The organism is Butyrivibrio proteoclasticus P6B7, assembly GCF_000622085.1.
Lineage (GTDB): Bacteria > Bacillota > Clostridia > Lachnospirales > Lachnospiraceae > Butyrivibrio > Butyrivibrio proteoclasticus_A.
In genome coordinates this window covers 67,867-94,844 of the sequence record NZ_JHWL01000005.1, presented here as the reverse complement: position 1 = coordinate 94,844, position 26,978 = coordinate 67,867, and the positions used below count along the sequence as shown (strand labels likewise).

Below are 26,978 nucleotides of genomic sequence, written 5' to 3'. Positions count from 1 at the left end.
TAGCGAGAGTCGAACTTCCATATTGTAAAATTACCCGGAGATTTCTCTCCGGGTGTTTTTTTGTACATGTTGATGGTTGCAAAATATAGCTCTTTCCAATATAATACGAACTGTTGCAAAGTAAGTTTTAATAGATATGTGAGGTTATTTTTTAGATGATTAGTGCAAATAACGTAACCTTAAGAGTTGGTAAGAAGGCTCTTTTTGAAGAAGTTAACATTAAATTCACACCAGGCAACTGCTACGGTATCATTGGTGCCAACGGTGCTGGTAAGTCTACATTTCTTAAGATTCTTTCAGGTCAGATCGAGACTACTAATGGTGATGTAGTTATCTCTGACGGAGAGCGTCTTTCATTCCTTGAACAGGATCACTTCAAGTATGATGATCAGGTAGTTCTTGATACTGTTATCGCAGGTAACGCTCGTCTTTTCGAGATCAAGAATGAGAAGGATGCAATCTATGCCAAGGAAGATTTCTCTGATGAAGATGGAATCCGTGCCAGTGAGCTTGAGGCTGAGTTTGCTGAAATGAATGGTTGGGAAGCTGAGTCAGATGCTGAGTCACTTCTTAATGGTCTTGGAATTGAGACAGAACACCACTACAAGCTTATGAAGGACTTGGATGGTGCTCAGAAGGTTAAGGTTCTTCTTGCAAGAGCTCTTTTTGGTAATCCAGATATTCTTCTTCTGGACGAGCCTACTAACCACCTTGATCTTGATGCTATCGCATGGCTTGAGGAGTTCCTTATCAACTTCGAGAATACAGTCATCGTAGTATCCCATGACCGTTACTTCCTTAACAAGGTTTGTACTTACATCGCAGATATAGATTATGGTAAGATCCAGCTCTATGCTGGTAACTACGACTTCTGGTACGAGTCAAGTCAGCTCATGATTCGTCAGATGAAGGAAGCCAATAAGAAGAAGGAAGAGCAGATCAAAGAGCTCAAAGAGTTCATCGCTCGTTTCTCTGCTAACGCAAGTAAGTCTAAGCAGGCTACTTCCCGTAAGAAGGCTCTTGAGAAGATCGAGCTTGATACAATCAAGCCTTCAAGCCGTAAGTATCCATACATCGACTTCAGACCAGACCGTGAGATCGGTAACGAGGTTCTTACAGTTGATGGAATCAGCAAGACTATCAACGGAGAGAAGGTTCTTGATAACATTTCCTTCGTAGTTCAGAGAGAGGATAAGATCGCTTTTGTAGGTGGTAATGAGCTTGCTAAGACAACTCTTTTCCAGATCCTTACAGGCGAGATTGAGCCAGATGAGGGAACCTATAAGTGGGGCGTAACAACATCCCAGGCTTACTTCCCTAAGGATAATACTAAGGAATTCGACAATGACTACACTATTACAGAGTGGCTTACAGGCTATTCTGAGATCAAGGATGCAACATATGTAAGAGGCTTCCTTGGACGTATGCTCTTTGCCGGTGAGGACGGAGTTAAGAAGGTTAAGGTCCTTTCCGGAGGTGAGAAGGTTAGATGCCTTCTTTCCAAGATGATGATCAGTGGTGCTAACTGCCTCATCTTTGATGAGCCAACTAACCACCTTGATATGGAATCAATTTCCGCACTTAATGATGGAATGATCAAGTTCCCAGGCGTTGAGCTTTTTGCCTGCCGTGACCACCAGGTAGTTCAGACAACTGCCAACAGAATCATGGAGATCCTTCCAGATGGAACACTTGTTGATAAGCGTTCTACATACGATGAGTACCTTGAAAATGATGAAATGGCTAGAAAGCGTACAGTTTATAACACTGCCGCTGAGGAAGAGGAAGACGACTGATTTTCCTATGGGGACCATGCTAGCCATGTGATGAGTTAAATTGGTTTAGCATGAGAGTTTTGCAATACATTACCGGTAACTGCCTTAATGGTTACACATAAACGAGTTATATGAATTGTGGAGGAGAAAAGCATGCAGGAATTTAAGCCAGTAAAAGAAGGAAAAGTCAGAGAAATCTATGATATCGGGGAGAACCTTATCATGGTTGCAACTGACAGAATTTCAGCCTTTGATGTTATCCTTAAGAACAAGGTAACTAAGAAGGGCACAGTTTTAACTCAGATGTCCAGATTTTGGTTCGACTATACTAAGGACATCGTTAAGAATCACATGGTAAGCGTTGATAACGCTGACATGCCAGAGTATTTCAGACAGCCAGAGTTTACAGGCAACAGCATGCTATGCAAAAAGCTTACAATGATCCCTGTTGAGTGTATCGTTCGTGGATACATCACAGGAAGTGGTTGGGCAAGCTATAAAGAGAACGGAACAGTTTGTGGCATCAAGCTTCCAGAAGGTCTTAAGGAATGTGGTAAGCTTCCTGAACCAATCTACACACCATCAACTAAGGCTGAGATCGGTGATCACGATGAGAACATCGACTTCGACCGCAGCGTAGAGGTTCTTGAAAAGGAATTCCCAGGACATGGTCTTGATTACGCAACCAAGATCCGTGATTATACAATCGCTCTTTACAAGAAGTGCGCTGACTATGCACTTACAAAGGGCATCATCATTGCAGATACCAAGTTCGAGTTTGGTATCGATGAAAACGGCGAAGTTCTTATCGCAGATGAAATGCTTACACCAGACAGCTCACGCTTCTGGCCAGTAGAAGGTTACGAGGAAGGCCATGATCAGCCATCCTTCGACAAGCAGTTCGTTCGTAACTGGCTTAAGGCTAATCCAGACAGCGACTACAACCTTCCACAGGATGTAATCGATAAGACAATAGCCAAGTACCTTGAAGCTTACAAGCTTCTCACAGGTTCAGAGCTCTAAGATCAAGAGAGCCAGAGGGAAACGCCCTTTGGCTCTTTTTTTTGTGGCATAAAAAACTGGGATAGGTTACAATAATTTTCAGGGTGACATATATTATTTTTTACAAAGGGGATTTTTTATGGCAACAAACGTTAAAGAGTGGAAACTCGGGGATCCAATGATCAACGAGAATGATTATTGGCAGGACCCTAACTACGTAGCACCGGACAAAGAGAAGGAGAAGCTTGTTCTTAAGCTTGCTACCCTTATTACAGACCGCTACGTCAAAAAGCTCACTAAGAAGATCAACAACCGTGATCCAGAGTACTGGATGTTGGATATGATCTTTGACAAGGAGCAGATCAAATTTCTTTTAAATTTCAAAAAGACAAGAGTTCCTTACTCAATTGAGGAACTGGCACAAATGAATAAGATGCCTATCGAGAAGACGCAGCAGATGGTGGATCGTCTTGTGTGGATCGGTATCATCGAGATGAACAGAGCTAAGACACCGGATAAACACAAGCAGTACGAACTTCCTATTTTCGTACCTGGCTCTGCAGAGTTTATGATGATGCAGGATAAGCTTACAGACGAGTATCCTCAGCTTGCTACCTTCTTTAACCTTATGACTCAGCTTCCTTTGGCAGGAATTACTCAGATGGTACCTCCAGGAGGAGCTGGTGTTGGAATGCATGTCATTCCTGTTGAGAAGGCCATTAAGCTGGAGAACGAGTCTGTTCCAGTTGAGCACCTTTCTCGCTGGATCGATATGTATGATAAATACGGTATTTCTGAGTGCTCATGCCGTAAGCAGCAGGCAATGCGCGGAGAGGGAAGTGGTGAGATCCGCGGTGACTACTGTATCGGAATGGGCGATATGGCTGAATATATGGATAGTCGTGGAATCGGTCACTATGTCACCAAGGAGGAAGTATACGAGATCCTTGAAAGAGCTGAGAGACACGGCTATGTTCACCAGATCACTAACATAGATGGTGAGGGCAAGATTGTTGCCATCTGTAACTGTGCACCTGGTGTCTGCAATGCCCTTAGAACTTCACAGCTCTTCAACACACCTAACATGTCTGCTTCTGCTTATAGAGCTCACGTGGAAAAGGATAAGTGTGTTGCCTGTGGTAAATGCGTAGAGGTCTGCCCTGTTGGCGCAGCCAAGCTGGGACAGAAGCTCTGCAAGAAGGACGGAAGTGAAGTTACTTACCCTAAGACAGAGCTTCCTGATAAGAAGAACTGGGGCCCAGAGAAGTGGAACTATAACTACAGAGACGATGCCAAGATCAACTGCTATGAGACAGGAACAGCACCTTGTAAGACTGCTTGTCCTGTGCACCTTTCAGTTCAGGGCTATATCAAGATGGCTTCAGAGGGTAGATACGATGACGCCCTTAAGCTTATCAAGCAGGATAATCCGTTCCCATATATCTGCGGCGCTGTCTGCAACAGACGTTGTGAGGATGCCTGCACAAGAGGCACAATTGATCAGCCTCTTGCTATAGATGAGATCAAGAAGTTTATCTCTTCACTGGATCTTAAGAGTAAGGACCGCTATGTTCCACTTTGTGAGAAGCACGATGGTGGTATGTGGTCAGATGACTATAAGGTAGCTGTAATTGGTGGTGGCCCAGCAGGTCTTTCCTGTGCTTACTTCCTTAGAAGAGACGGCTATCCTGTAACAGTATTTGAAAAAGAGAAAAGACCTGGCGGAATGCTTATGAACGGTATTCCAAGCTATCGTCTTGAAAAGGATATAATCGACGCTGAGATCGATGTTATCAGACAGATGGGCGTTGAGTTTAAGTGCGGAGTTGAGGTTGGTAAGGATATTACTATTGACCAGCTTCGTAAGGAAGGCTACAAGGCTTTCTTTGTAGCTATTGGTATGCAGGGCGGAAGACTTGCAGGAGTTCCAGGTGAGGATGCCAAGGGAGTTCAGACAGGTGTTGATTTCCTTCGCAGCATTAACCAGGATCACAGCATTAAGCTTAATGGCGAGACTGTTGTAGTAGGTGGTGGTAACGTTGCTATAGACGTAGCCAGAACTGCAGTAAGAGCAGGCAGCACCAAGGTTACAATGCTCTGCCTTGAAAGCGAAAAGGAAATGCCAGCAGCCAAGGACGAAGTAGAAGAGGCTAAGGAAGAGGGCATCGAAGTTAAGAACGGCTGGGGTCCTAAGGAAGTTGTTACAGAGAACGGCCATGTTAAGTCTGTTATCTTTAAGCGCTGCACAAGCGTATTTGACGAAGAGCACAGATTCAGCCCTAAGTATGATGAAGAGGACACAATAGAGATTCCTTGTGAGAACCTTCTTCTTTCAATTGGTCAGTCCGTTCAGTGGGGTAACCTTCTTGATGGAACCAAGGTTGAGCTTAACAGAAATGGAACAGCCATTGCTGACAAGCTTACAAGACAGACTGCAGAGCCTGATATCTTTGTAGGCGGTGATGTATTTACCGGAGCAAGATTTGCCATCGATGCAATTGCAGGTGGTAGAGAAGGTATGGTATCCATCAACAGATTCGTCCACAAGGGCAATAGACTTGATCTTGCCCGTGACAGAAGAGAATTTGTTGAGCTTGATAAGGACGACATCCTTGTGGAAGGCTTTGATAATGCCAAGAGACAGATTCCTGGTAAAAAAGCCGGAGTAGCCAAGGAGACCTTTGATGACCTTAGACTTACCTTCACAGAGCAGCAGGTTAAGACTGAGGCATCCCGATGTCTTGGATGTGGTGCTACAACAGTAGATGTTAACAGATGTATTGGCTGCGGCCTTTGCACAACCAAGTGCGAGTTCGATGCCATCCACCTTACAAGAGATATCCCAGAAGCCAGCGTAATGGTTCGCGCAGAGGACAAACTTAAAAAGGTTGGCCCATACGCCGCAAAGCGCGCAGGTAATATCGTGATCAACAAGATCGCAGGAAAAAAGGATTAAAAGCAACCGGAGCCAATGATCCTATTGGCTCCGGTTTTATCATGTGGTATTATATAGTAATGAAAACTACATGTTGTGGAGGAAAAAAGTGAGTTTCAAAATAGTAACAGATACATCCAGTAATATTCCAAAGAGTATTCTTGATCCCGAGGACATCCCTCAGGTTCCATTTACTTTCTATCCCAAGGATAATGAGTCTGATCAGAGACATTGTGATGATATAGAGAATTTTGATGGCGCCAAGTACTACACAGAGATTAGAGAGGGGCACCTTTATAATACATCTCAGGTAAGCCCACAGGCATACTATGACTGCATGTCCAAGTTTGCCCAGGATGGCTATGACGTTCTTTATGTTGGTATGTCTTCAGGCATAAGCGGAGCCTATAATTCATCCCTTATTGCCAAGAAAATGCTGGAGGAGGACTTCCCTGACAGAAAGTTCATGATGCTTGATACCAAGGCAGCTTCTCTTGGAGAAGGAATCGTAGTGTTTAAGGCAATCGAGCTCAGAAAACAGGGCCTTTCCATTGAGGAGTGCTACGAAGAACTTACCAAGTGGAGTAAGTGCGTATATCAGGTATTTACTGTGGATAGCTTAAGACATCTTCAGAGAACAGGAAGACTTTCCAATGCAGCTATGATCATTGGTACAGTTCTTAACCTTAAACCGATTCTTAGAGGTAATGAGCACGGACAGATCATCAACATCGATAAGGTTCGCGGCAATAAGAAGGCCATCAAGGCCATGGCAGATATTTACAACAGGATCGTTAAGAATCCACAGGAGCAGATTGTTGGTATAGCCAGCGCTCACAACGATGAGGATACCAAGTACCTCATAGATCTTTTAAATGAGCAGAACCCACCTAAGGAAATTCTTAGCGTATGCTATGAACCAGTAACTGGATCCCACGTTGGACCTGGTGCTGTAGCTCTTTTCTTCTTTGGAGATGAGGACTGTCGTTTCCACGAATAAATAATTAGAGTCAAAGAATTGTTTTCTTTGACTCTTTTTTAGATTATCATTAAATATAGGTAATTTAATTAGGGGGATCATATGAAAAAAGATAGTAGCTTTGGGGTAAAACAGATTACAATCACAGCAGTTCTCCTGGCAATCTGTATAATCAGTCAGGTATTTAAGAATCTCAGTATTTTCGTAACGGGGCCAATTGTCAATTTGTGTCTGGCCCTGGCGGTGGTCATGGCAGGTCTTCCCTGCGCCATAATTCTTAGTATTATTACACCAATTACCGCTTATTTTATTGCCGCATCTCCGGTGATGAACGCGGTTCCACTTATTATTCCATTTATAGCAGCAGGTAACATTGTATTTGTATTAGCCATCCATTTTCTTCTTAAAAAGGAGATGGCAAAGCCAGCAAAGAGAGGCTACAGTTTGATCTGCTATGTGAAAGCGGTTTTGTGTGCTTTGATAAAGGGCGCTTTCATGGGCCTTACCATATCCCTGTGGCTCCTTCCAACCTTTATTCCAGCGGAAAGCCCACTTAGAGGTAAGATGCCTGTATTTCAGACAACATTTTCAATATTCCAGTTTATAACTGCCCTTGTGGGGTTCATATATTTCTTTATAATCATGGTAGCTGTTAATCATTCTAAGAAGAATAATGAGGCTTAATGGCCGGGGAGAGGGTTACCATGTCAGACAGAAAAATACTTATCACATCAAATTCTTGGATATTAGGGGATCTGCGCAGTCCTGCCCTTGAAATGGCAGCGGCTTCGCTTGGTCGTGACATCTTAAACACATGTAACAGAACTAATAAGGAAGGCATAGATATCAGGCTCTTGGCAAAGAAATCCATAGAGCCTGATTGTTTTGTTATAGAGGTAAAGGGCGGGGAGCTCATGGTAGAGGCCTCCAACGACCTGGGTTTTATCTACGGAATGTACCACATTAGTAAGTCTTTCCTTGGGGTTGATGAATTCTGGTTCTGGAATGAACAGAGCTTTGATAAAAGAGATGGCTACCAGGTGCCTGAGGACTACCACTACCAGTCAGAACCCTTTAAGGTTAAGTTCCGAGGCTGGTTTGTCAACGACGAGGTCCTTATTGATGAGTGGAACCTTGGAGAAGACAAGGAAAAGGCCTGGGAGATGGCCTTTGAGACCCTCCTTCGCTGCGGCGGTAACATGACTATTCCAGGCACAGATACCAACGCCCACATATATTGTGAGCTGGCCAGCAAGATGGGACTGTGGATAACCCACCATCACGCAGAGCCACTGGGAGCAGAGATGTTCGCCAGAGCTTATCCTGATCTGGAGGCATCCTACGACAAGTATCCTAAGCTTTTTGAGAAGCTTTGGAAGGAAGCCATTATAAAGCAAAAGAACTACAAAGTAATCTGGAACCTGGGCTTTAGAGGTCAGGGAGACAGACCCTTCTGGGCAGATGACAAGGCCTATGATACAGACGAAAAGCGTGGCAAGCTCATCAGTAGTCTCATCCGCAAGCAGTACGACATGGTCAAAAAAGCTGATAAGGACGCCATCTGTTGTAGCAACCTCTACGGAGAGACCATGGAGTTGTACCAAAAGGGACTTATTGATCTTCCAGAAGATGTGATCTTCATATGGGCAGACAACGGCTTTGGCAAGATGGTTTCAAGGCGCCAGGGCAATCACAACCCAAGAGTATACGCTCTTCCTAAGGAGGCCAAGGGAAGGCACGGCATCTATTACCATGCATCCTTCTATGACCTTCAGGCTGCAGCCCAGATGACTATGCTTCCCAACTCACCTGAATTTGTGATAAAAGAGCTAAATCAGGTCTTTGACAAAAACGCTGATGATTTCTGGATCATCAACTGCTCCAATATTAAGCCCCATGCTTTTTTACTGGGACTTATTGCAGATTATTGGAAGCGGGGAAGATTAGAAATACCAAAACAGAGTTCAGCCAAGAATAAAGAGAAAAAAGAAAATCCTGATAATGTGATAGCTGCATATGTTGACGACTACAGAAACTCATACTGCATCAGATACTATGGCAAAAAGTATTCAGAGGTTATTGCGGAGCTATACAAGCTTTGGCCTAAGTACGCTCCAAGCTATGGCCCTAATGAGGATGACCACGCGGGAGAACAGTTCTTTAACCACGGGGCCAGAGTTCTTACCACGGGCTTTATTAGCTCTTTTAACACCCAGAAACCATCTGCCACAAGGGCGGCAGATGAATGGCTGTGGTTCTCCAATAAGAAGACTCTTATGAAGCAGATCGAGGACTATAAGAAGGTGATAGAGCCAGCCACCAGAGGTTACCAGGAATACCTTTTAAAGTGCAGGGAGGTTTCATCTGAGATTTCAAGGGCTGTGAACAGGACTCTGGAGGATACCTTTATCTGGCAGGTTGAATATAACTACTATAGCTGTCTTGGAGCGCTCCATACCTGTAATGCACTGGAAGCTTGTCTTATAGATTTTAAGAAGGACACTGCAGATGTGGACAAGGCGGAGGATAAGGTCATCGACTGCATTTCCCAGGGGGAAGATGCAGAGGGCGGTCCAGACTACTTAAAGGCTTTCTATGAGGCAGGACTTGCGGCTAAAGCCTTTAAAGAGGGCTATGACAGAATGCGAAGCCATGAGCACGGTGTATTTAAGGGATTTTTTGATAACGACTGCGAAGCAGATATCCGCCAGTCCTATTACGTGCTTAAGGGACTTATGAGCTACGTGAGATTCCAGGGAGATGGCCCACACTTTTATAAATGGCAGCGCATGTTCCAGGAGGGAGCAGGCGGAAACAAGGTACATCTGATACTTCGAGTTAAGAAGCACTTAAATGATGAGGAACTTTGGGAACTTATAATTGAGTACGCGGACAAGATTAGGAAAAAGAAACTAAAAAATATCTAAATTACGATATTGGTGCAATAAAGATGCTATACTAGTATATAGTGACAGGAAGGGGGGACTAATTGTGCAGTATAGCAAGTCAGAGCATATCAAAATCACAGGACTTGAGCAGGATTTAGAGAGAGTTTACGAGGTACTTGATGATTACCTCAAGGATATAGACCTATCCGGCAAGAAGGCACTTAGATTCAGACTACTAACGGAGGAGGTTGTAAGACTCATCAAGTCGATCATATCAAACAACAGCCTTGAACTGTGGTTTGAGGGGACAAATAGATTGTCCAACATTAAGCTGATTTCCATTGGACAGATGGACGATCAGACCAAAAAGGAACTGGGCTCTATTTCCACCAGTGGACAGGTGGTTGAGGAGAAAGGATTTTTTGGAGAGCTGATATCTCTTTTCCTTATCAAGGACAGCAGCCAGGATTCAGACTGGTCCTTAAAGGAATACGAGGATAAGCTAAGAGCCAAAAAGGCAGAGGATAAGTTCTCCATGGAGGCCTGGGAGGATCTGGAGAGATCCCTTGTGGGCAACCTGGCGGATGATATCGAGATCAAGGTTAGAAAGAACAAAGTAGAAATGACGGTGGTTAAGGACTTTACAGATTCCCTTGCCTTTGTTTCTACAGGAAGAGATAAGATCGTATCAAATCAGATCTTTGCTGGAACCGGAAAGGCAGCAGCCAAGTCCCTTAACAGGGCAGAGGATGTTATCTGCGAGCTGGGAATGTCCCACGAGGATGAGCTTCACGCTAAGCTCTTGTTCGAGGAGACCATGGGAATGCTGGCAGCCATGACCGGCAACTACATTGCAGTTATCTGGTTTGAGAAATATAAAAAGAGCTATTGTCTTAAGCTCACAGCCAGAACTCAGATGGACTACGACAAGAAGCAGGACTTCCTTGATATGTCCAGTTCAAGGCGTAATGAGAATGTAAAGGGCTTCATGGGCAAGGTCATGGACGTTATAGAAAACGGAATCCTTGACTATGAAAAGGTTATGAAGCTAAGCCAGACTTATTGTGGAACCTACATTGACTATGGAAACATGGGTATGTACGGCGTTATGGAAATGGCTCCGGATTGTGGAATCATGTGGTCTTTAAATGATTATAAGGATTCCCTCTCTGATGAAAAGGACACCGAAGAGGGCGCTAAGGAGGCCTGGGACGAACTTGAAAAGTCTATCGTAGCAAGCCTTGCCACAGACGTACTTGTAGGTGTTAAGGGCGATAGAGTAGACATGACCATTATCTGCGAATGTAAAGGATAATATCAGTAATTGTTTGGAATAGTAAAGGACAAAACGAAGGGAGAAAAGACATGACAATCAAAAAGATCGAAAACGGTGATGAGCTTACAATCGCATTAGAGGGAAGACTTGATACCACAACTGCTCCAGAACTTGATGATATGTTAAAGACAACACTTGGTAGCGTTAAAGAGCTTAACTTTGATTTCTCCAAGCTTGAGTACATTTCTTCTGCAGGCCTGAGAGTTCTTTTATCAGCCCAAAAGGTTATGAATAAGCAGGGCAGTATGCTGGTTAAGAATGTTGGCGAAGAGATCAAGGAGATCTTTGAAGTAACAGGCTTTACAGATATTCTTAATATCGAGTAAAAAGAAATAAATAAAGGGCTTCACTTAGATGGCTAGCATCTGGTGAGGCCCTTTTTGTATGCTTATTATTTATTCAGCGTATGTCTCGAATGATGATTTATCTGGGAAGATTACTTTGCAATATCCGGGTGGCTGTAATAGAAGTCATCCCTAAACTCTCTCTCATACTCGTTGGCAAATCTCATGGCGGTATGGAGCTTTCCTTCTGAGGTATCTGTGTAGTAACCAACTGTGAAATATAACCAATCCGGGTCGCTGGCTCTTTCTTTTAACTTATTAACCTTTTCCTCAAACTCCTCTTCAGAGCTGGTGGTGGAAATAACAGCAAACTCATCACCAGAAGATCTGTATACATAATCGCCATTAAATACTTCCTTAAGGACTTTACCTGCATCCTGAAGCAGGTTGTTACCGGCGTCATGTCCTTGAACTACGTTGACGTTCTTAAGAGTATTAAGATAGCAGAATGCAACGCTGAAGGTTCTTGGTGCCATTCGTAGCTGTATTGAAAGCTCATCAACCTGATTGTTCATGGCATTTCTATTGAGAACTCCGGTGCGGGAGTCGATGTTACTTACGTGTTTAAGCCTCTCGATAAGGAGATGGTGTGATGCTTCTGAAGCAAGGAAGAAAGATACAAGTTCAACAGTATCTTTAATTCTTGAAAGGTTCGCTACATCAAAGTTAGTAAGGAAAAGATATCCAATAACTGTGTTCTGATGTATGAAAGGAACAAGGCAAAGGGTATGAACATCGTTGGCTCTAAGGGTCTTAACCCAATCAGGGGCCTTCTTTTCGTAAAGGACCATATCCTCTTCGTTTCTAATGATGATGCAGTCTGTGTCTGCAATAAGTCCTTCCCAGGATTCCACAACATCATAAGGAATGTTATCAAAGATCTCGTGGATAGATACAGCATTGTTGTGGACAGAAGCACTTACAACCTCAAACTTATACAAAGTCTTGGTAACTGTCATGATACTTGCGGAGAATGCGTCAGTGAATTCACGGATATCCTTGGTGACAACATTCATTGCTGAATAGAAGTCATCCTCTTTTCTAAGATTAAGACATGTCCTAATGACAAAAGAAGCAATATCAGGAGGAATGATGGCGTATTTGCCAGCATCCATTTCTTTGCTTAATGAATAGCTAAACTGACAGTATCCAATGTTATTCTCCTCGTCCTTACAAAGTGGGAGAGTGATATTCTCTGTCCAGAAGCCATAGGTTCTGGTGGTGTCAACATAGCCAATATATCTTTCTCCAAGCCAGGCTGCTTTAAAGCATATGTCCTCAAACTTGGGATCCTTTGGGATTTTTTCTGTGTATGGTTTTCCTTCAACGTCTTCTCCAGTCATGCTGAACTTTTCGTTGGTGGCAACCATAATGATCTCACCGCAGCTTCCATCTGGGTTCTTTTTTACAGACAGGACGGCGCATGGGCTCTCACACATGTTTACGAATGACTTTAGGTTTTCGTAGCTCATCTTTGTTGACACGATTTTACCTCCTGAGTATCCGCTATTACATAAATCCACTACCTATATCATATCTTTTTATTGACGAATAATCAAACAATAAAGTATAAAAAAGCATAAAATTCTCATTATTTTGTTCAATTTAAAAACCTAGGAATTTACTGCGCTGATACTTCCGTAGAACCGGAAGATGCAGTATAATACACTTATATCTTCACACTGTTGCGGAAGGAGGTATGAAAATGGAAGTATCACTTGCTATATTCTGGCTTGTTCTGGCTGTTATCATGGCTGTGATCGAACTGGCTACCATGGGGCTTGTAACCATTTGGTTTACGATTGGTGCCGTTTTCGCACTGCTGTTATCACTTCTTGGAACTCCGTTATGGGCCCAGATTCTTGTGTTTGTGATAGTATCCGCGCTGGTACTGGTGCTGGCAAGACCTATTGCCACCAAGTATGTCAATAACAGAACCGTCAAGACCAACATTGATGCGCTTATTGGCAGAAAGCTTGTAGCCAAGGAGGATATTGACAATCTCAAGGGAACAGGTAAAGTAGATATGGATGGTACCACCTGGCGTGCGGTTTCTACCGTAGATAACATCGTCATTCGCAAGGATGAGCTTGTTAGGATCGTCAAAGTCAGTGGTGCAAAAGTTATTGTTGAAAGGGAGGGAATGTCATTATGACAGGAATAGTTCTTTTAGTACTTTTAGTACTGATCATTATCTTGATCGCAGCTAACGTTAAAATCGTTCCACAGGCTCACTCATATGTTGTAGAGAGACTTGGAGCATACAAGGAGACATGGGATGTAGGTCTTCACATCAAGATGCCATTTATCGACAGAGTGGCAAGACAGGTTGACCTTAAGGAGCAGTATTGCGACTTCCCACCTCAGCCAGTTATCACACAGGATAACGTTACAATGCAGATCGATTCAATCGTATTCTTTAGAATTTCTGATCCTATGGCTTATGCATACGGAGTTAGAAATCCTATCGGAGCTATCGAGAACCTTACAGCTACTACACTTCGTAACGTAATCGGTTCCCTTACACTTGATGAGACACTTACATCAAGAGATCAGATCAATGCTCAGATGCAGGATGCTCTGGACATTGCAACTGACCCATGGGGTATCAAGATCACAAGAGTAGAGCTTAAGAACATCAATCCACCTGAGCAGATCCGTGATGCCATGGAGAAGCAGATGAAGGCAGAACGTGAGAAGAGAGAGAAGATCCTCTTCGCAGAAGGTGAGAAGCAGTCACAGATCACCGTTGCAGAAGGTGAGAAGCAGAGTAAGATCCTTCAGGCTGAAGCTGATAAGCAGGCTACAATCCTTAGAGCTGAAGCTGAAAGAGAAAAGAAGATCCGTGAAGCAGAAGGTCAGGCTGAAGCTATCAAGAGCATTCAGAGCGCTAACGCAGAAGGTATCAGAATGCTTAAGGAGGCAGGAGCAGATGAGTCTGTTCTTACACTTAAGAGCCTCGAGGCATTTGAGAAGGCAGCCAACGGACAGGCTACCAAGATCATCGTTCCTTCTAACATTTCTGGAATTGCCGGACTTGCTCAGTCTATCAAAGAGGTCGTTAAATAATAGTAGGTAAATATGGAGAACATAAAGAAAAAGCGCTTTGAAACCAAAGGACAAATGGTTTCCTACTTCCTTAAAGGAAGCGTGATTTTCTTTTCCCTTAGTATCGTGGCGTCGCTGCTGGTGACGTTCTTTGAGTTCATAGGGCCTAAGATTGTTCAGTATACCATCAACTACTGTATAGCGGACACTGTCACGGAAAATGACAGTGTCCCAATTTATATAATCAGGCTGATGGATGCCCTGGGGGGAAAGGATCATCTTAAAACACATCTATATCTGATCGCTTTGGTTATCGTTGTGATAGCTGTCTTTACTGCGCTTTTCAGATATCTATACAGAATTCTTAATTCAATTGCCTCGGAAAGACTTGTGGAGCGCATGAGGAATAAGCTCTTTTCCCACATCATGCACCTGCCCTTTGCGTGGCATTCAGAGAACCACACCGGCGATATCATCCAGAGATGTACGTCGGACGTAGAGACTGTCAGAGCCTTCATTTCTGAGCAGCTCCTTAATCTTATCAGGATAGTCATAAGGATCATCATAGCCATGTACTTCATGATCGGTATAAATGGCTTTTTGAGCATTTTTTCGGCTGTCTTTATTCCAATCGTTGTTTTGTATTCCTGTTTTTTCCATAGAAGAATTAGTAAAAGCTTTCAGAAGGCTGACGAGGAAGAGGGAAGGCTCTCCGCCATGGCCCAGGAGAACCTTACGGGAGTTCGCGTTGTAAGAGCCTTTGGAAGAGAGAAGTACGAGAGAGACAGATTTGTGGAAAAGAACTATCACTATTCCAATCTGTGGATCGACATAATGAAGCTTTTATCTGCCTTCTGGGCATCCAACGATCTGATCTCCGGTCTTCAGGTCATGGTAATTACAGTTCTTGGCGCAGTTCTCTGCGTACAGGGAACCATTAACACCGGAGAATATATAGCCTTTGTTTCCTATAATGCCATGCTGACCTGGCCTGTAAGAGCCCTGGGACGAATCATTTCAGATATGAGTAAGGCTGGGGTTTCCATTGACCGTATCATGTACATTATGAATTCTGAAATAGAAGAGGATAAAGAGGGGGCTATCGATGTATCCATGGATCAGGACATCACCTTCGACAACGTATCCTTCTCCTACGGAAATGGAACAGACGAAGTTGTAAGGGGAGCCTCCTTTAAGATAGAGGCTGGCAAGACCACAGGCATCCTTGGAGGAACGGGATCAGGTAAGTCCACCCTTATGTACCTTATGGATAAGCTCTACGACCTTCCTTCTGAGAATGGAAGGATTCTCATTGGAGATACTGATATAACGGACATCAAGACCTCCTGTATCAGGAAGAACGTTGGATTTGTGCTTCAGGAGCCATTTCTTTTTTCAAGAACCATCTCTGAGAACATCGGCATTTCGGAAAAAGAGCTGGATATTGCCAAGGTAAGGGACGCTGCCAGGATAGCAGCCCTGGATGAGACTATTCAGAGCTTTAATAAGGGCTATGAAACCTTTGTTGGTGAAAGGGGCGTTACTTTATCTGGTGGTCAGAAGCAAAGAACTGCCATTGCTCAGATGCTGGTGTCCAGGCCGCAGATAATGGTCTTTGACGATTCATTGTCAGCTGTTGACACCCAGACTGATGCCAAGATAAGAGCAGCTCTTTCCAAGGAGATAGGAAAGTCCACCGTTGTGCTTATTTCCCACAGAATCACCACCCTTATGCATGCGGACAACATAGTTGTTCTTGATAAGGGCAGGGTTCGCGAACAGGGAACTCATGAAGAGCTTTTGGAACTTGGCGGAATTTATAAGAGAATATACGATATTCAGATGCAGGGAACATGAAAGAGAATAATAAAAAACTACCATTTTTTGGAATACCTAAGCTGTATCCATTTTTAAAACCATATATTCCCACCGTTATCAGCATGATAATTCTTGGAGTCCTGAGCTCTCTCATGGATTCTATTTATCCTGTGTTTAATAAGTATGCCCTTGATAACTTTGTGGGAAAGGGAACTCTTGATGGGCTGTGGCTATTTATTGCCCTGTACGTGGGAGTTCTTTTGCTTCAGGTTGTTGATAACTTCATATGTGTCTACATGTGCGGCAAGGTTGAGATGAGTATGGACAGAGACCTAAGAGATGCGGCCTTTAGCCACCTTCAGACCCTGTCCTTTGCCTACTTTAACCAGAATAACGTGGGCTACATCCATGCCCGTGTTATGAGTGATACTGGCAAGATCGGAGTCATGGTGGCCTGGAGAATGATGGACATTGTCTGGAACGGATCATATATTATCTGTATCCTTGGCATGATGTTCTACTTAAATGCCAAGCTTGCGCTGTATATAGCAATCCTTGTGCCTATCGCTGCAGTGTTTGTTATGTACTTTCAAAAGAAATTAATCGTTATCAACAGAAAGATCCGAGAGATCAATTCTACCATCACCAGCAATTTCAATGAGGGTATTACTGGAGCCAAAGCTGTTAAGACCTTGGTTGTTGAGGATAAGATTCAGGATGACTTTGAGGTTGATACTACTAAGATGAAGAGAACCTCCGTTAAGGCAGCTCATTATTCCGGCTTCTTTACCTCAGTGGTTACCATGATGAGCTCTTTTGCCCTGGCACTGGTTCTGTGGAAGGGCGGAATCATTACCATCGACGGCGTATTTGAGATTGGCGTTCTCTCAGTCTTTTTAACCTATGCTCTTAATATGATGGAGCCAATTCAGAATATTATTGTCACAATCTCTGAGCTTATAGCTGTTGAGGTTAACGTTGAGAGATTCTTTAAGCTCATTGAGACAGAGTCTGATGTTAGCGACAGCCAAGAGGTTATTGAGAAATACGGCGATGCCTTCAATCCTAAAAAGGAGAACTGGGAAGAGCTTATCGGTGATGTGGAATTTAAGGATGTAACCTTTAAATATCCCGACGGAGATGAGTATGTGCTTGAGCACTTTAATCTTAAGGTTCCACAGGGCACTAACGTGGCCATCGTGGGCGAAACAGGAGCAGGTAAGTCTACACTAGTTAATCTTGTGTGCAGATTCTTTAAGCCCACAGAGGGCGCTGTTCTTATTGATGGGAAGGACGCTGCAGAAAGGTCCCAGCTGTGGCTTCACAGTAATATTGGCTATGTTCTTCAGACACCGCATCTGTTTTCTGGAAGTGTCCGTGATAACCTCAAATACGGTAAAGAGGATGCCACAGACGAGGAAATCTGGGCAGCTCTTAAGCTTGTGTCAGCGGAGGGCGTTGTAAAGCGCATGGAAAAGGGCCTTGATAGCGACGTGGGAGAGGACGGCGACATGCTTTCAACAGGGGAGAAGCAGCTTCTTTCCTTTGCAAGAGCTATACTGGCTGACCCAAGGATACTGATTTTGGATGAGGCCACAGCTTCCATAGACACTGTGACCGAGAAGGCTATCCAGGACGCCATCAGCACCGTCATCAAGGGAAGGACCTCTTTTGTCATTGCCCACAGATTATCAACAATTGTAGATGCGGATATCATTTTGGTGGTACAAGATGGTAAAATAATAGAAAGAGGAACTCACAAGGAGCTTATGGATAAGAAGGGTTACTATCACGAGCTCTTTACAAGGCAGTTTGAGGAAATGGCCTTTTCAGATATCTGATAAAAGAGCTATTTCTATAGATAAACAAATTCTTGGCGATTGGGGAAAGGCTCATGACAGATTACGCTGTATTTAGCGATGTTCATGCAAATCATACGGCTCTTCAGGCCTGTATAGACGTGGCTATGGGGAAGGGAATCACTAACTTTGTCCTTTTGGGGGACTTTGTTACGGACTGCCCTAATCCCCAGAAGACCATGGAGCTTATCTACGTTCTTAAGCAGTATTTCAAAACCTATATAGTAAGAGGTAATAGAGAAGAGTATCTTCTTAACTATAGAAAGAACGGTACAGGTAACTGGAAAAAGGGGTCTGCCTCTGGTGCGCTTCTTTATACCTATCAGAATCTTACTGACAAGGATTTTAATTTTTTTGAATCTCTTCCTAATTATGGACAGTTTCATATTAAGGGAGCCCCTGGCTTTGAATATTGCCACGGATCACCAACTGTTACAAGCGAGCTTTTGTTCAGGGAAAAGAGAAATACCAAGAAGGTATTAACCCACCTTAACGAGGGAATTCTTTTACACGGACATACACACCAGCAGGGAGCCTATACCTACAGGGGTAAAAAAGCTATCAATCCTGGAGCCATCGGACTACCCTCGGGATATGGCGGTAAGACTCAGTTCTGTATTCTTCACGGAAATGGAAAGGCCTGGGAAGAGGAATTCATTCAGCTTGAATATAATAGAAAAGAGATCATCAGGGAATTTAAGAACAGCGAGCTTATGAGCGTTGCTCCTGCCTGGGCTGCCATCAGCATGCACACCATAAGAACAGGAGTTGACCTTAACGAGACAGTTCTTTTACGAGCTATGAGACTGTGCGAACAGGAAAGGGGCAAAGTAAAATGGCCCGATATTCCTGAGAAATACTGGGCCATCGCTCTTAAAGAAAACTACATCGACCTCCACGGTAAAGAAATCCCCCACAAGGAGGAGTAATGTGCTATGGGCCGGCCCTGCCCCTCAGGCTCTATTTTGTGTTGGTTCCCTCGCCGCGATTTAAGGCATTCCAAAAGGTGTTTCTTAAATCCTGCGAATTAAAACTCGGCTGGCTCCTTTATTTTTCGGCAGGGGTGTAGGTTATGAGATTATATTGCATGGCATGTCCGCGCGGCGGCCATACGGCAAATAATAAAGAGATATTCCAAGCTCTACGAGTTTGAAATATCTCTTTCCTATTTACCTACCTTATTGGAGCAAGCTCCAATTGCCATGCAATATAATAATATACTTTAGTGACCTGCCCAAAAAACTTGGAGCCTAGCCTCAAACAGATTAATTCGCAAGCAGGATTTCCAAAACACTTTTGGAAAGCTCTTAAATGCAGGCTCGCTCTTACAACACAAAATAGAGCCTGATGGGGTAGGGCCGGCGCCTAGATCACGTCACCACCAGCGTCAGTGAACTCTTAGATGGTGGTATCCATAGCTACGGATGTATCAGCTGCGGTAGTTTTATTTGCGTCCTTGTCGTACTGCTTGAGCTGATCATCAAGCCATGAGGATTTATATTTAGCGTATTTATCTGTAGTGGTAGTAGTTGTTGCTGCAGTAGCAGTTTCTGTACTATCTGTCTTTTTAGTATCTTCTGCTGTTTTCTCTTTTTCAGATGATGGAACATAGCCACTTTTACTTATACTATTAAGGTGACTATCGAGAAAACTTGTCTTGGATGAACTGGTCTTTTTGGTACTGCTTGTATCTGCAACACTCTCTGCAGTAGCTGTAGATCCAGTTTCTCTGTATGCGTTCAGGGCGTTCTTATTTCCTACTTTATTAACATATGATTTCATAAGGGAACCATAAGAGCCATTCTTTATACTGGAATAATCAGAAAGAAGACCGCTCATACTTGATACATAATCAAAAGAGCCGTTCAATGAACTAAAAAAATTTGTGCTCATAAGCTTCACCTCCTTGTGAACATACTTCCTTGATGCTATTATGGGCTCTAAGCCTTGAAAATACAATTTATAAAGGCTTAAAACTTTATGAAAATTTAGCAAAAAACCGCGTATTTATATATAATAGAGAGTGCATCAAAAAAATTTTTAAAAAAATTTGAAAAAAGTGCTTGCATTTATTTTCAGTTTGGGGTAGTATAAACAAGTCGCCGCGATACGGCAGCGACAAAGAACACTAAGCCTCGTTGGTCAAGCGGTTAAGACGCTGCCCTCTCACGGCAGAATCAGCGGTTCGATTCCGCTACGAGGTACTGACTGTTAATAACAGCCCAACCCAATGATCTGTATCGAATTTCGATACAGATTTTTTATTGGCAAAATTTGACATGATTAAAAAACGTGTGCTATCATGTCTAAGGAAACAATAACTAGTTGATTTGAAGTGGACTTTCGCGAGTCCACTTTCTTATTGCCCTAAAAAGGAGAATCAATGTCCAAAAAAGACATAATCGAGAAGAAAACAGAAGCTCTTTTAGAGCCCATCGCAGAGGCTAATGGCGTTAAGATCTATGATGTAGAGTACGTCAAGGAAGCTGGCGAGTGGTATCTTAGAGCCTACATCGACAAGGAAGGCGGAGTTAACATCAATGAATGTGTTGATGTGAGCCATGCACTTTCCGATGCCCTTGATGCAGATGATTTCATCGAGGAGGCATATACATTGGAGGTTTCAAGCCCAGGTCTTGGAAGAGCCCTTAAGAAGGACAGGCACTTCGAGAACAGCTTGGGACAGGAAGTTGAGCTTAAGCTCTTTAAAGCTAGAGATGGAGTTAAAGAGTTTGCCGGTACACTTAAGGCATATGATGCCAATACAGTTACCGTAACAATAAATGACCAGGATGAGATTTTTACAAGAAAAGAGATATCAGTTATTAAACTTGCTTTGGACTTTTAACCAGAGCGGAAAAAGGAGACTACGATGAGTAAAGAATTAATGGATGCCCTTGACCTTTTAGAGAAGGAGAAGAACATCAGCAAGGATTCTCTGTTTGATGCAATTGAGAATTCACTTATTACAGCCTGCAAGAACAACTTTGGAAAGGCTGACAATATCAGAGTTGAGATCAACAGAGAGAACTGCGATTTCAAGTGCTACGCTGAGAAAGAAGTAGTAGAGACAGAAGAGGATGTTATGGATCCTATGCTTGAGATCTCTCTTGATGATGCTAAGAAGATCAAGAAGAGCATCAAGGTTGGCGCTATGGTTGACGTTCCTCTTAACTCTAAAGAGTTTGGACGTATCGCAACTCAGAATGCCAAGAACGTTATCCTTCAGAAGATCCGCGAGGAAGAGCGTGGTGCTATCTACAATGAATATTTCGAAAAAGAGCATGACATCGTAACTGGTGTTGTTCAGAGATTCATTGGTAAGAACGTAAGCATCAACCTTGGAAGAGCAGATGCTATCCTTAATGAGAACGAGCAGGTTAAGACAGAGCACTACAGACCAACACAGCGTATCAGAGTATATGTTCTTGAGGTTAAGAATGGCTCTAAGGGACCAAGAATTCTTGTTTCCCGTACACATCCTGATCTTGTAAAGAGACTTTTCGAGCAGGAAGTTGCTGAGATCCAGGACGGAACAGTAGAGATCAAGTCTATTGCCCGTGAGGCAGGAAGCCGTACCAAGATCGCTGTATATTCCAACAACCCTAATGTAGATGCTGTTGGTGCATGCGTTGGTGTTAACGGTGCAAGAGTTAACCTTATTGTAGATGAGCTTGAGGGCGAGAAGATCGACGTTATCGAGTGGGATGAGAACCCAGGTAACCTTATTCAGAATGCTCTTTCTCCAGCTAAGATCGTTGCAGTATTTGCTGATCCAGATGAGAAGAGTGCTAAGGTTGTAGTTCCTGATTATCAGCTTTCACTTGCTATTGGTAAGGAAGGTCAGAACGCAAGACTTGCTGCAAGACTTACAGGTTATAAGATTGATATCAAGAGTGAGACTCAGGCTAAGGATGCTCCAGGATTCAGAATGGAAGACTACCTTGACGATGAGGATTACGATGAAGAGGATTATGAAGAGGGCGAGTATCAGGACGAGGAGTCTGAGGATACTTCAGTAGAAGAGTAATAATCCTGGAAATGGAGTACTGATGACCAAGAAGATTCCGATGAGAAAGTGCGTCGGTTGCATGGAGATGAAGGAAAAGAAGGACCTTGTACGTATCGTTAAGTCCCCTGAGGATGAGATTTTTCTTGATACTACAGGAAGGGCCAACGGAAGAGGCGCTTATATCTGCAACAATGCAGGATGCCTTAAGAAAGCCATTAAAAACAAGGGCCTTGAAAGATCTTTTAAATCTCAGATCCCAGCCGATGTGCTCCAGAATATTGAAAAGGAGCTTAGCTAATTGGATTCTAAAAAGATATATTCTTTGCTTGGATTGTGCATGAGAGCAGGCAAGCTTAAAAGTGGTGAGTTTGCTACATTAGAGGCAATCCGTGACAAGTCCGCTGTGCTGGTTATAGTCAGCGAGGATGCGTCCAACAACACAAAGAAAGAGTTTAGTGATAAATGTAGTTTTTATGATGTTCCGATGGTTTTCTTTGGTGACAAGGATAAATTGGGACATGCAATTGGTAAGGATGTTCGAACGAGTCTGGCAATTACAGACAAAGGCTTAGCCCAGGCGCTTGCGAAGGACTTACTTCTAGATCAAAGTAACGGAGGAAATGTGAATGGCAAAAATTAAAATATCCGAACTTGCAAGTGAGCTTGGATGCGAAGGAAAAGAGCTTATCAGCTTTTTGCAGGAAAAAGGAATAGAGGCTAAACGTTCGAACAGTTCTATCGAAGAAGCTGATGCAGAGGTGGCAAGAAAGCATTTTGGAAAGTCTGCAAAGGCTGCTGAACCTAAGCAGGAGAAGCCTAAGAAGGCTGAAGCTCCTAAGGCAGAAGCACCAAAGGCAGAGGCTCCAAAGGCAGAAGCACCTAAGGCTGAGGATGCTCCTAAGAAAAAGAAGAAGATCATTATGGTTACAAATGCCGGCAATTCTAAGATGGGCGGCTACAATAATGGTCAGGGAGGCAATTCTCAGGGCAATAACCAGCGTCGTGACAATGGTAACAGAAATAATAACAACAACCAGGGTCAGAGAAGAGGCACATTTGCTCAGTCTCAGAATGTTTACCATCCTATCAAGCCTTTAACAGCACCATCACAGCTTGATAGCTATGATAACAACATTTCAAGATCAGCAGCCCCAGCTCCTAAGAAGGAAGCTCCTAAGAAGGAGGAGGCTGTTAAGGAGCAGGTAAAGGCTCCAGTTACAGAGGCTAAGGCAGAAGCACCAAAGGCAGAGGCTCCAGTAAGAGAGAACAGACCTGCATCTGATAATAGAAGAGATAATCAGAACAGAGATAATAGAAATAACGGCGCACCAAGAAATGGTGACAGAAACGGTTCATTCCAGAACAGAAATGGTCAGAACGGTGGATTCCGCAGAGATAACAACCAGGGTGGTTTCGGTGGACGTGATAACAATCGCGATAACCGTGACAATCGTGGTGGCTTTGGCGGAAGAGATGGCCAGAGAAATCAGAATGATAAGTTTGCTGGTAAGAACGATAAGTTCGGCAATAAGTTTGATAAGGGCGGAGCAAGAGGCGGATTTGCAGATGCTCCAGCTTCTAAGGAAGGCTCAGGACGTAGAGACGAAGACAGACGTCGTATGGGTCAGGAAAAGGATAAGAGAAACAAGAGAGATCTTGCTTACGAGCAGGAAGAGATGATGCCAAGAAGTAAGAGAGTTGGCAGATTCATCAAGCCTGAGGTTAAGAAGGTTGAGGAACCAGAAGAGCAGATCAAGGTTATCACAATTCCAGAGAAGGTTTCTATTAAGGAACTTGCTGAGAAGATGAGAATGCAGCCTTCAGTTATCATCAAGAAGCTCTTTATGGCTGGACAGGTTTCAACTGTTAATACAGAGCTTACTTATGAAGAGGCTGAGAACATCGCAATGGAATATGAGATCCTCTGCGAGAAGGAGATCCCAGTAGACGTTATCGAAGAGCTTCTTAAGGAAGAAGATGATGCACCTGAGACTCTTAAGAAGAGACCTCCAGTTGTCTGCGTAATGGGTCACGTTGACCATGGTAAGACATCACTTCTTGATGCTATCCGTAAGACATCAGTAACAGATAGAGAGGCTGGTGGTATCACACAGAGAATCGGTGCTTATCAGGTAACAGTTAATGATCAGAAGATCACATTCCTTGATACTCCTGGTCATGAGGCATTCACTGCAATGCGTATGCGTGGTGCTAACTCAACAGATATCGCTGTACTTGTAGTTGCAGCTGATGACGGTGTTATGCCACAGACAGTAGAAGCTATCAACCATGCTAAGGCAGCTGAGGTTGAGATTATCGTTGCCGTTAACAAGATTGATAAGCCTAATGCTAACATCGACAGAGTTAAGCAGGAAATGACTGAGTATGGTCTTATTTCAACAGATTGGGGCGGAACAACAGAATTTGTTCCTGTTTCAGCTAAGTCAGGTCAGGGTATTGAGGACCTTCTTGAGACAATCATCCTCACATCTGACATTCTTGAACTTAAGGCTAATCCAGATAGAGAGGCAAGAGGACTTGTCCTTGAGGCTAGACTTGATAAGGGTCGTGGTCCTGTTGCTAACGTACTTGTTCAGAAGGGTACACTTCACGTTGGAGACTTTATTTCTGCAGGCGCAAGCTCAGGTAAGGTAAGAGCTATGGTTGATGATAAGGGTAACAAGCTTAAGGAAGCTCTTCCATCACAGCCAGTTGAGATCCTTGGTCTTTCAGATGTTCCAAATGCAGGTGAAGTATTCCTTGGACATGAGACAGATAAGCAGGCTAAGCAGTATGCTAATACATACCTTCAGCAGCACAAGAAGGATCTTATTGAAGAGACTAAGGCTAAGATGTCACTTGATGATCTTTACTCCAAGATTGAGGAAGGAAGACTTCAGGAACTTGATATCATCATCAAGGCTGACGTTCAGGGTAGCGTAGAGGCTCTTAAGCAGTCACTTCTTAAGCTTTCTAACGACGAAGTTGTTGTTAAGGTTATTCACGGTGGTGTTGGTGCCATCAACGAGTCTGATGTAACACTTGCTGCTGCATCAAACGCTATTATCATCGGTTTCGATGTTCGTCCAGATGCTACAGCAAAGAGCATGGCTGATCACGAAGGCGTTGAGATCAAGCTTTACAAGGTTATCTACCAGGCTATCGAAGAGATCGAATATGCTATGAAGGGTATGCTTGCTCCTATCTATGAGGAGAGAATTACTGGTCATGCAGAGGTTCGTCAGATCTTCAAGGCTTCTAAGGTTGGTAACATTGCCGGTGCCTTCGTTAAGGATGGTGTCATCAAGAAGGATTGCAAGGTTCGTATCACAAGAGACGGCGAGCAGATCTTCGAAGGTGAGCTTGCTTCCCTTAAGAGATTTAAGGATGATGCTAAGGAAGTTAAGGAAGGCTTCGAGTGTGGTCTTGTATTTGACGGCTTTGATCAGATCCATGAAGGCGACTATGTAGAAGCTTATGAGATGGTAGAGGTTCCACGTACATAATCGTGAGATAGGAATAATATGCGAAAGAATAGCAACAAGAACAAAAGAATCAACGGAGAGGTAATGAAGGTTATTTCAGAAGCCATCCGTTATAGCAAGGATCCTCGTATCAGCCCTATGACTTCTGTTATGGAGGTTGAGGTTGCTCCAGATCTTAAGACATGTAAGGTCTGGGTAACTGTTATGGGTAATGAAGAGGACAGAGTAAGAACAGCAGAGGGCCTTAAGAGTGCTTCAGGATATATCCGCAGCACTCTTGCCAAGGAACTCAATATGAGATATACACCTGAGATCCGCTTCATCATGGATGATTCTATTGAGTATGCTATCAATATGTCCAAGATCATTGATGAAGTAGCAGCTAAGGACAATGAGGCCAGAGCTGCAAGAGGAGAGTCTTTAGAGGACGAAATTCAGGAAGAGGATGAGGAGTAATCTTTCTCCAAGTCGTGACAACTTTGTTTTACAGGAAAGTGAAGGTATTACATGAAGATAGATGAGCTTATGTCAGGTATTAAAACAGTGGGAATAGCAGGCCACATCAGACCAGATGGAGACTGCGTTGGTTCCTGTATGGGTATGTATCTGTATCTGTCAAAGAACTATCCGGATGTAAGAGTGGATGTTTTCCTTGAGAGCATTCCACCTGAGCTTATGTTCATTAAGGGCACAGATAAGGTTAATTCTGAGTTTGTTTCTGATGTGGACAGCTATGATCTTTTTATTGTACTTGATTGCAGTAAGGATCGTACCGGAAATGCCGAGAGCTTTTTTGACAAGGCCAAGAAGACAGTTAACATCGATCATCACGTAAGTAATACTGGAACAGGTGATGTTACATACATCGTTCCAACAGCCAGTTCAGCCTGCGAGCTTGTTTTTGATGTGATCAACCAGGATAAGCTTGATGAGGAGACTGCCAAGTCTCTTTACACAGGCATGGTTACTGATACTGGAGTGTTTAAGTACAATAACACTTCTCCTAAGACTATGGAAGTGGCAGCTAAGCTTATTAGCTTTGGCTTTGATTTTGGAAGTCTTATTGATCATGTTTTCTATGAAAAGACCTATCTCCAGAATCAGATTCTTGGAAGAGCGCTTCTTGAGAGTATAAGACTTCTTGATGGAAGGCTTATTGTGTCTGTTGTAACAAGACAGATGATGGATTTTTACGGAGCAAAGAGCAATGACCTTGATGGCATTGTTAATCAGCTTCTTCTGACAATTGGCGTAGATTGTGCAATGTTTATGTATGAAATCGAGCCACTTGTTTACAAGGTTAGTCTTCGCAGCAATGGAGCTGTTAATGTTTCAGAGATTGCACAGCTCTTTGGTGGCGGTGGACACATAAGAGCGGCTGGATGCAGTGTTAACGGCACTGCGCATGATGTTATAAATAACATCACACAGTATATACACAAGCAGCTGGAAGAAAACTCATAAATAAAAGTCACAGGATATGCAGGGAGCATGTCT

Annotated in this window: 22 protein-coding genes and 1 tRNA gene; 21 read left to right on the top strand and 2 right to left on the bottom strand. The window is 43.4% G+C overall.

Annotated features, from left to right (window positions below):
• Positions 1-155: 155 nt before the first annotated feature.
• From T541_RS0106330 to T541_RS0106295, 8 genes are all read left to right on the top strand, one after another.
• Positions 156-1,796 carry an ABC-F family ATP-binding cassette domain-containing protein gene (locus T541_RS0106330; RefSeq protein ID WP_026651900.1) on the top strand — a complete coding sequence of 547 codons (1,641 nt, stop codon included), beginning with the start codon at positions 156-158 and terminating at the stop codon, positions 1,794-1,796.
• 132 nt (positions 1,797-1,928) lie between these two features.
• Entirely contained in the window at positions 1,929-2,798 is an 870-nt protein-coding gene (locus T541_RS0106325; protein WP_026651899.1) for a phosphoribosylaminoimidazolesuccinocarboxamide synthase, read from the top strand.
• A 157-nt stretch (positions 2,799-2,955) separates the two neighbouring features.
• Positions 2,956-5,733 carry an FAD-dependent oxidoreductase gene (locus T541_RS19000; RefSeq protein WP_051538133.1) on the top strand — a complete coding sequence of 926 codons (2,778 nt, stop codon included), beginning with the start codon at positions 2,956-2,958 and terminating at the stop codon, positions 5,731-5,733.
• 88 nt (positions 5,734-5,821) lie between these two features.
• Positions 5,822-6,712, top strand: a complete 891-nt coding sequence (locus T541_RS0106315; RefSeq protein ID WP_026651898.1) for a DegV family protein — start codon at positions 5,822-5,824, stop codon at positions 6,710-6,712.
• Positions 6,713-6,793: 81 nt separating this feature from the next.
• Complete coding sequence (locus T541_RS0106310; protein ID WP_026651897.1) at positions 6,794-7,375, top strand: ECF transporter S component; 582 nt, start codon at positions 6,794-6,796, stop codon at positions 7,373-7,375.
• 20 nt (positions 7,376-7,395) lie between these two features.
• Positions 7,396-9,618 carry a glycosyl hydrolase 115 family protein gene (locus T541_RS0106305; RefSeq protein ID WP_034466337.1) on the top strand — a complete coding sequence of 741 codons (2,223 nt, stop codon included), beginning with the start codon at positions 7,396-7,398 and terminating at the stop codon, positions 9,616-9,618.
• A gap of 64 nt (positions 9,619-9,682) precedes the next feature.
• Positions 9,683-10,894 (top strand): hypothetical protein, encoded by a 1,212-nt coding sequence (locus T541_RS0106300; protein WP_026651895.1) that lies wholly within the window; start codon positions 9,683-9,685, stop codon positions 10,892-10,894.
• Between the two features lie 50 nt (positions 10,895-10,944).
• Positions 10,945-11,241 (top strand): STAS domain-containing protein, encoded by a 297-nt coding sequence (locus T541_RS0106295; RefSeq protein ID WP_026651894.1) that lies wholly within the window; start codon positions 10,945-10,947, stop codon positions 11,239-11,241.
• Positions 11,242-11,351: 110 nt separating this feature from the next.
• Here T541_RS0106295 and T541_RS0106290 read toward each other — a convergent pair whose 3' ends face one another.
• Positions 11,352-12,743, bottom strand: a complete 1,392-nt coding sequence (locus tag T541_RS0106290) for a GGDEF domain-containing protein (protein ID WP_026651893.1) — start codon at positions 12,741-12,743, stop codon at positions 11,352-11,354.
• A gap of 221 nt (positions 12,744-12,964) precedes the next feature.
• Between T541_RS0106290 and T541_RS0106285 the strand changes: the two genes are divergently transcribed.
• The 5 genes from T541_RS0106285 to T541_RS18995 are packed head-to-tail and all read left to right on the top strand — an operon-like array spanning position 12,965 to position 18,913.
• Positions 12,965-13,414, top strand: a complete 450-nt coding sequence (locus T541_RS0106285; RefSeq protein WP_026651892.1) for an NfeD family protein — start codon at positions 12,965-12,967, stop codon at positions 13,412-13,414.
• Positions 13,411-14,328 carry an SPFH domain-containing protein gene (locus T541_RS0106280; protein ID WP_026651890.1) on the top strand — a complete coding sequence of 306 codons (918 nt, stop codon included), beginning with the start codon at positions 13,411-13,413 and terminating at the stop codon, positions 14,326-14,328. The genes T541_RS0106285 and T541_RS0106280 overlap by 4 nt, the downstream gene beginning before the upstream one ends.
• A gap of 12 nt (positions 14,329-14,340) precedes the next feature.
• Entirely contained in the window at positions 14,341-16,164 is a 1,824-nt protein-coding gene (locus T541_RS0106275) for an ABC transporter ATP-binding protein (protein WP_026651889.1), read from the top strand.
• On the top strand, positions 16,161-17,966 hold the full coding sequence (locus tag T541_RS0106270) for an ABC transporter ATP-binding protein (protein WP_026651888.1): 1,806 nt from the start codon (positions 16,161-16,163) through the stop codon (positions 17,964-17,966). The genes T541_RS0106275 and T541_RS0106270 overlap by 4 nt, the downstream gene beginning before the upstream one ends.
• Before the next feature lie 53 nt (positions 17,967-18,019).
• A complete protein-coding gene (locus T541_RS18995) occupies positions 18,020-18,913 on the top strand; it encodes a metallophosphoesterase family protein (RefSeq protein ID WP_051538122.1) in 894 nt (297 codons plus the stop codon).
• Between the two features lie 469 nt (positions 18,914-19,382).
• Here T541_RS18995 and T541_RS0106255 read toward each other — a convergent pair whose 3' ends face one another.
• Positions 19,383-19,877, bottom strand: a complete 495-nt coding sequence (locus tag T541_RS0106255) for a hypothetical protein (protein ID WP_026651887.1) — start codon at positions 19,875-19,877, stop codon at positions 19,383-19,385.
• Positions 19,878-20,116: 239 nt separating this feature from the next.
• On the opposite strand from T541_RS0106255, the gene T541_RS0106250 reads away from it, so the two are divergent.
• The 8 genes from T541_RS0106250 to T541_RS0106215 all read left to right on the top strand — a co-directional run bounded on the left by T541_RS0106250 (position 20,117) and on the right by T541_RS0106215 (position 26,945).
• Positions 20,117-20,188 (top strand) — tRNA-Glu (locus T541_RS0106250).
• 179 nt (positions 20,189-20,367) lie between these two features.
• Entirely contained in the window at positions 20,368-20,832 is a 465-nt protein-coding gene (rimP, locus tag T541_RS0106245) for a ribosome maturation factor RimP (RefSeq protein ID WP_026651886.1), read from the top strand.
• Between the two features lie 24 nt (positions 20,833-20,856).
• Positions 20,857-22,014 carry a transcription termination factor NusA gene (nusA, locus tag T541_RS18990; RefSeq protein ID WP_051538121.1) on the top strand — a complete coding sequence of 386 codons (1,158 nt, stop codon included), beginning with the start codon at positions 20,857-20,859 and terminating at the stop codon, positions 22,012-22,014.
• 19 nt (positions 22,015-22,033) lie between these two features.
• Positions 22,034-22,294: an RNase P modulator RnpM gene (rnpM, locus tag T541_RS0106235; protein WP_026651885.1), complete on the top strand. Its 261-nt coding sequence runs from the start codon at positions 22,034-22,036 to the stop codon at positions 22,292-22,294.
• Complete coding sequence (locus T541_RS0106230) at positions 22,295-22,636, top strand: L7Ae/L30e/S12e/Gadd45 family ribosomal protein (RefSeq protein WP_026651884.1); 342 nt, start codon at positions 22,295-22,297, stop codon at positions 22,634-22,636.
• Entirely contained in the window at positions 22,623-25,502 is a 2,880-nt protein-coding gene (gene infB, locus T541_RS0106225; RefSeq protein ID WP_081779873.1) for a translation initiation factor IF-2, read from the top strand. Before T541_RS0106230 ends, infB begins: the two co-directional genes overlap by 14 nt.
• A gap of 18 nt (positions 25,503-25,520) precedes the next feature.
• Positions 25,521-25,937 carry a 30S ribosome-binding factor RbfA gene (gene rbfA, locus T541_RS0106220; protein WP_026651882.1) on the top strand — a complete coding sequence of 139 codons (417 nt, stop codon included), beginning with the start codon at positions 25,521-25,523 and terminating at the stop codon, positions 25,935-25,937.
• Between the two features lie 51 nt (positions 25,938-25,988).
• A complete protein-coding gene (locus tag T541_RS0106215; protein WP_026651881.1) occupies positions 25,989-26,945 on the top strand; it encodes a DHH family phosphoesterase in 957 nt (318 codons plus the stop codon).
• The last annotated feature ends 33 nt before the right edge of the window (positions 26,946-26,978 follow it).

Excerpts from the sequence above, each read along its gene's own strand:
- infB (WP_081779873.1), top strand. The coding sequence starts at position 22,623 with ATGGCAAAAATTAAAATATCCGAACTTGCAAGTGAGCTTGGATGCGAA.
- rimP (WP_026651886.1), top strand. The coding sequence starts at position 20,368 with ATGTCCAAAAAAGACATAATCGAGAAGAAAACAGAAGCTCTTTTAGAG.
- rbfA (WP_026651882.1), top strand. The coding sequence starts at position 25,521 with ATGCGAAAGAATAGCAACAAGAACAAAAGAATCAACGGAGAGGTAATG.
- T541_RS18995 (WP_051538122.1), top strand. The coding sequence starts at position 18,020 with ATGACAGATTACGCTGTATTTAGCGATGTTCATGCAAATCATACGGCT.
- T541_RS0106285 (WP_026651892.1), top strand. The coding sequence starts at position 12,965 with ATGGAAGTATCACTTGCTATATTCTGGCTTGTTCTGGCTGTTATCATG.
- T541_RS0106275 (WP_026651889.1), top strand. The coding sequence starts at position 14,341 with ATGGAGAACATAAAGAAAAAGCGCTTTGAAACCAAAGGACAAATGGTT.
- T541_RS0106255 (WP_026651887.1), bottom strand. The coding sequence starts at position 19,877 with ATGAGCACAAATTTTTTTAGTTCATTGAACGGCTCTTTTGATTATGTA.
- T541_RS0106280 (WP_026651890.1), top strand. The coding sequence starts at position 13,411 with ATGACAGGAATAGTTCTTTTAGTACTTTTAGTACTGATCATTATCTTG.
- T541_RS0106305 (WP_034466337.1), top strand. The coding sequence starts at position 7,396 with ATGTCAGACAGAAAAATACTTATCACATCAAATTCTTGGATATTAGGG.
- T541_RS19000 (WP_051538133.1), top strand. The coding sequence starts at position 2,956 with ATGATCAACGAGAATGATTATTGGCAGGACCCTAACTACGTAGCACCG.
- T541_RS0106330 (WP_026651900.1), top strand. The coding sequence starts at position 156 with ATGATTAGTGCAAATAACGTAACCTTAAGAGTTGGTAAGAAGGCTCTT.
- T541_RS0106325 (WP_026651899.1), top strand. The coding sequence starts at position 1,929 with ATGCAGGAATTTAAGCCAGTAAAAGAAGGAAAAGTCAGAGAAATCTAT.
- T541_RS0106215 (WP_026651881.1), top strand. The coding sequence starts at position 25,989 with ATGAAGATAGATGAGCTTATGTCAGGTATTAAAACAGTGGGAATAGCA.
- T541_RS0106295 (WP_026651894.1), top strand. The coding sequence starts at position 10,945 with ATGACAATCAAAAAGATCGAAAACGGTGATGAGCTTACAATCGCATTA.
- T541_RS0106310 (WP_026651897.1), top strand. The coding sequence starts at position 6,794 with ATGAAAAAAGATAGTAGCTTTGGGGTAAAACAGATTACAATCACAGCA.
- nusA (WP_051538121.1), top strand. The coding sequence starts at position 20,857 with ATGAGTAAAGAATTAATGGATGCCCTTGACCTTTTAGAGAAGGAGAAG.
- T541_RS0106270 (WP_026651888.1), top strand. The coding sequence starts at position 16,161 with ATGAAAGAGAATAATAAAAAACTACCATTTTTTGGAATACCTAAGCTG.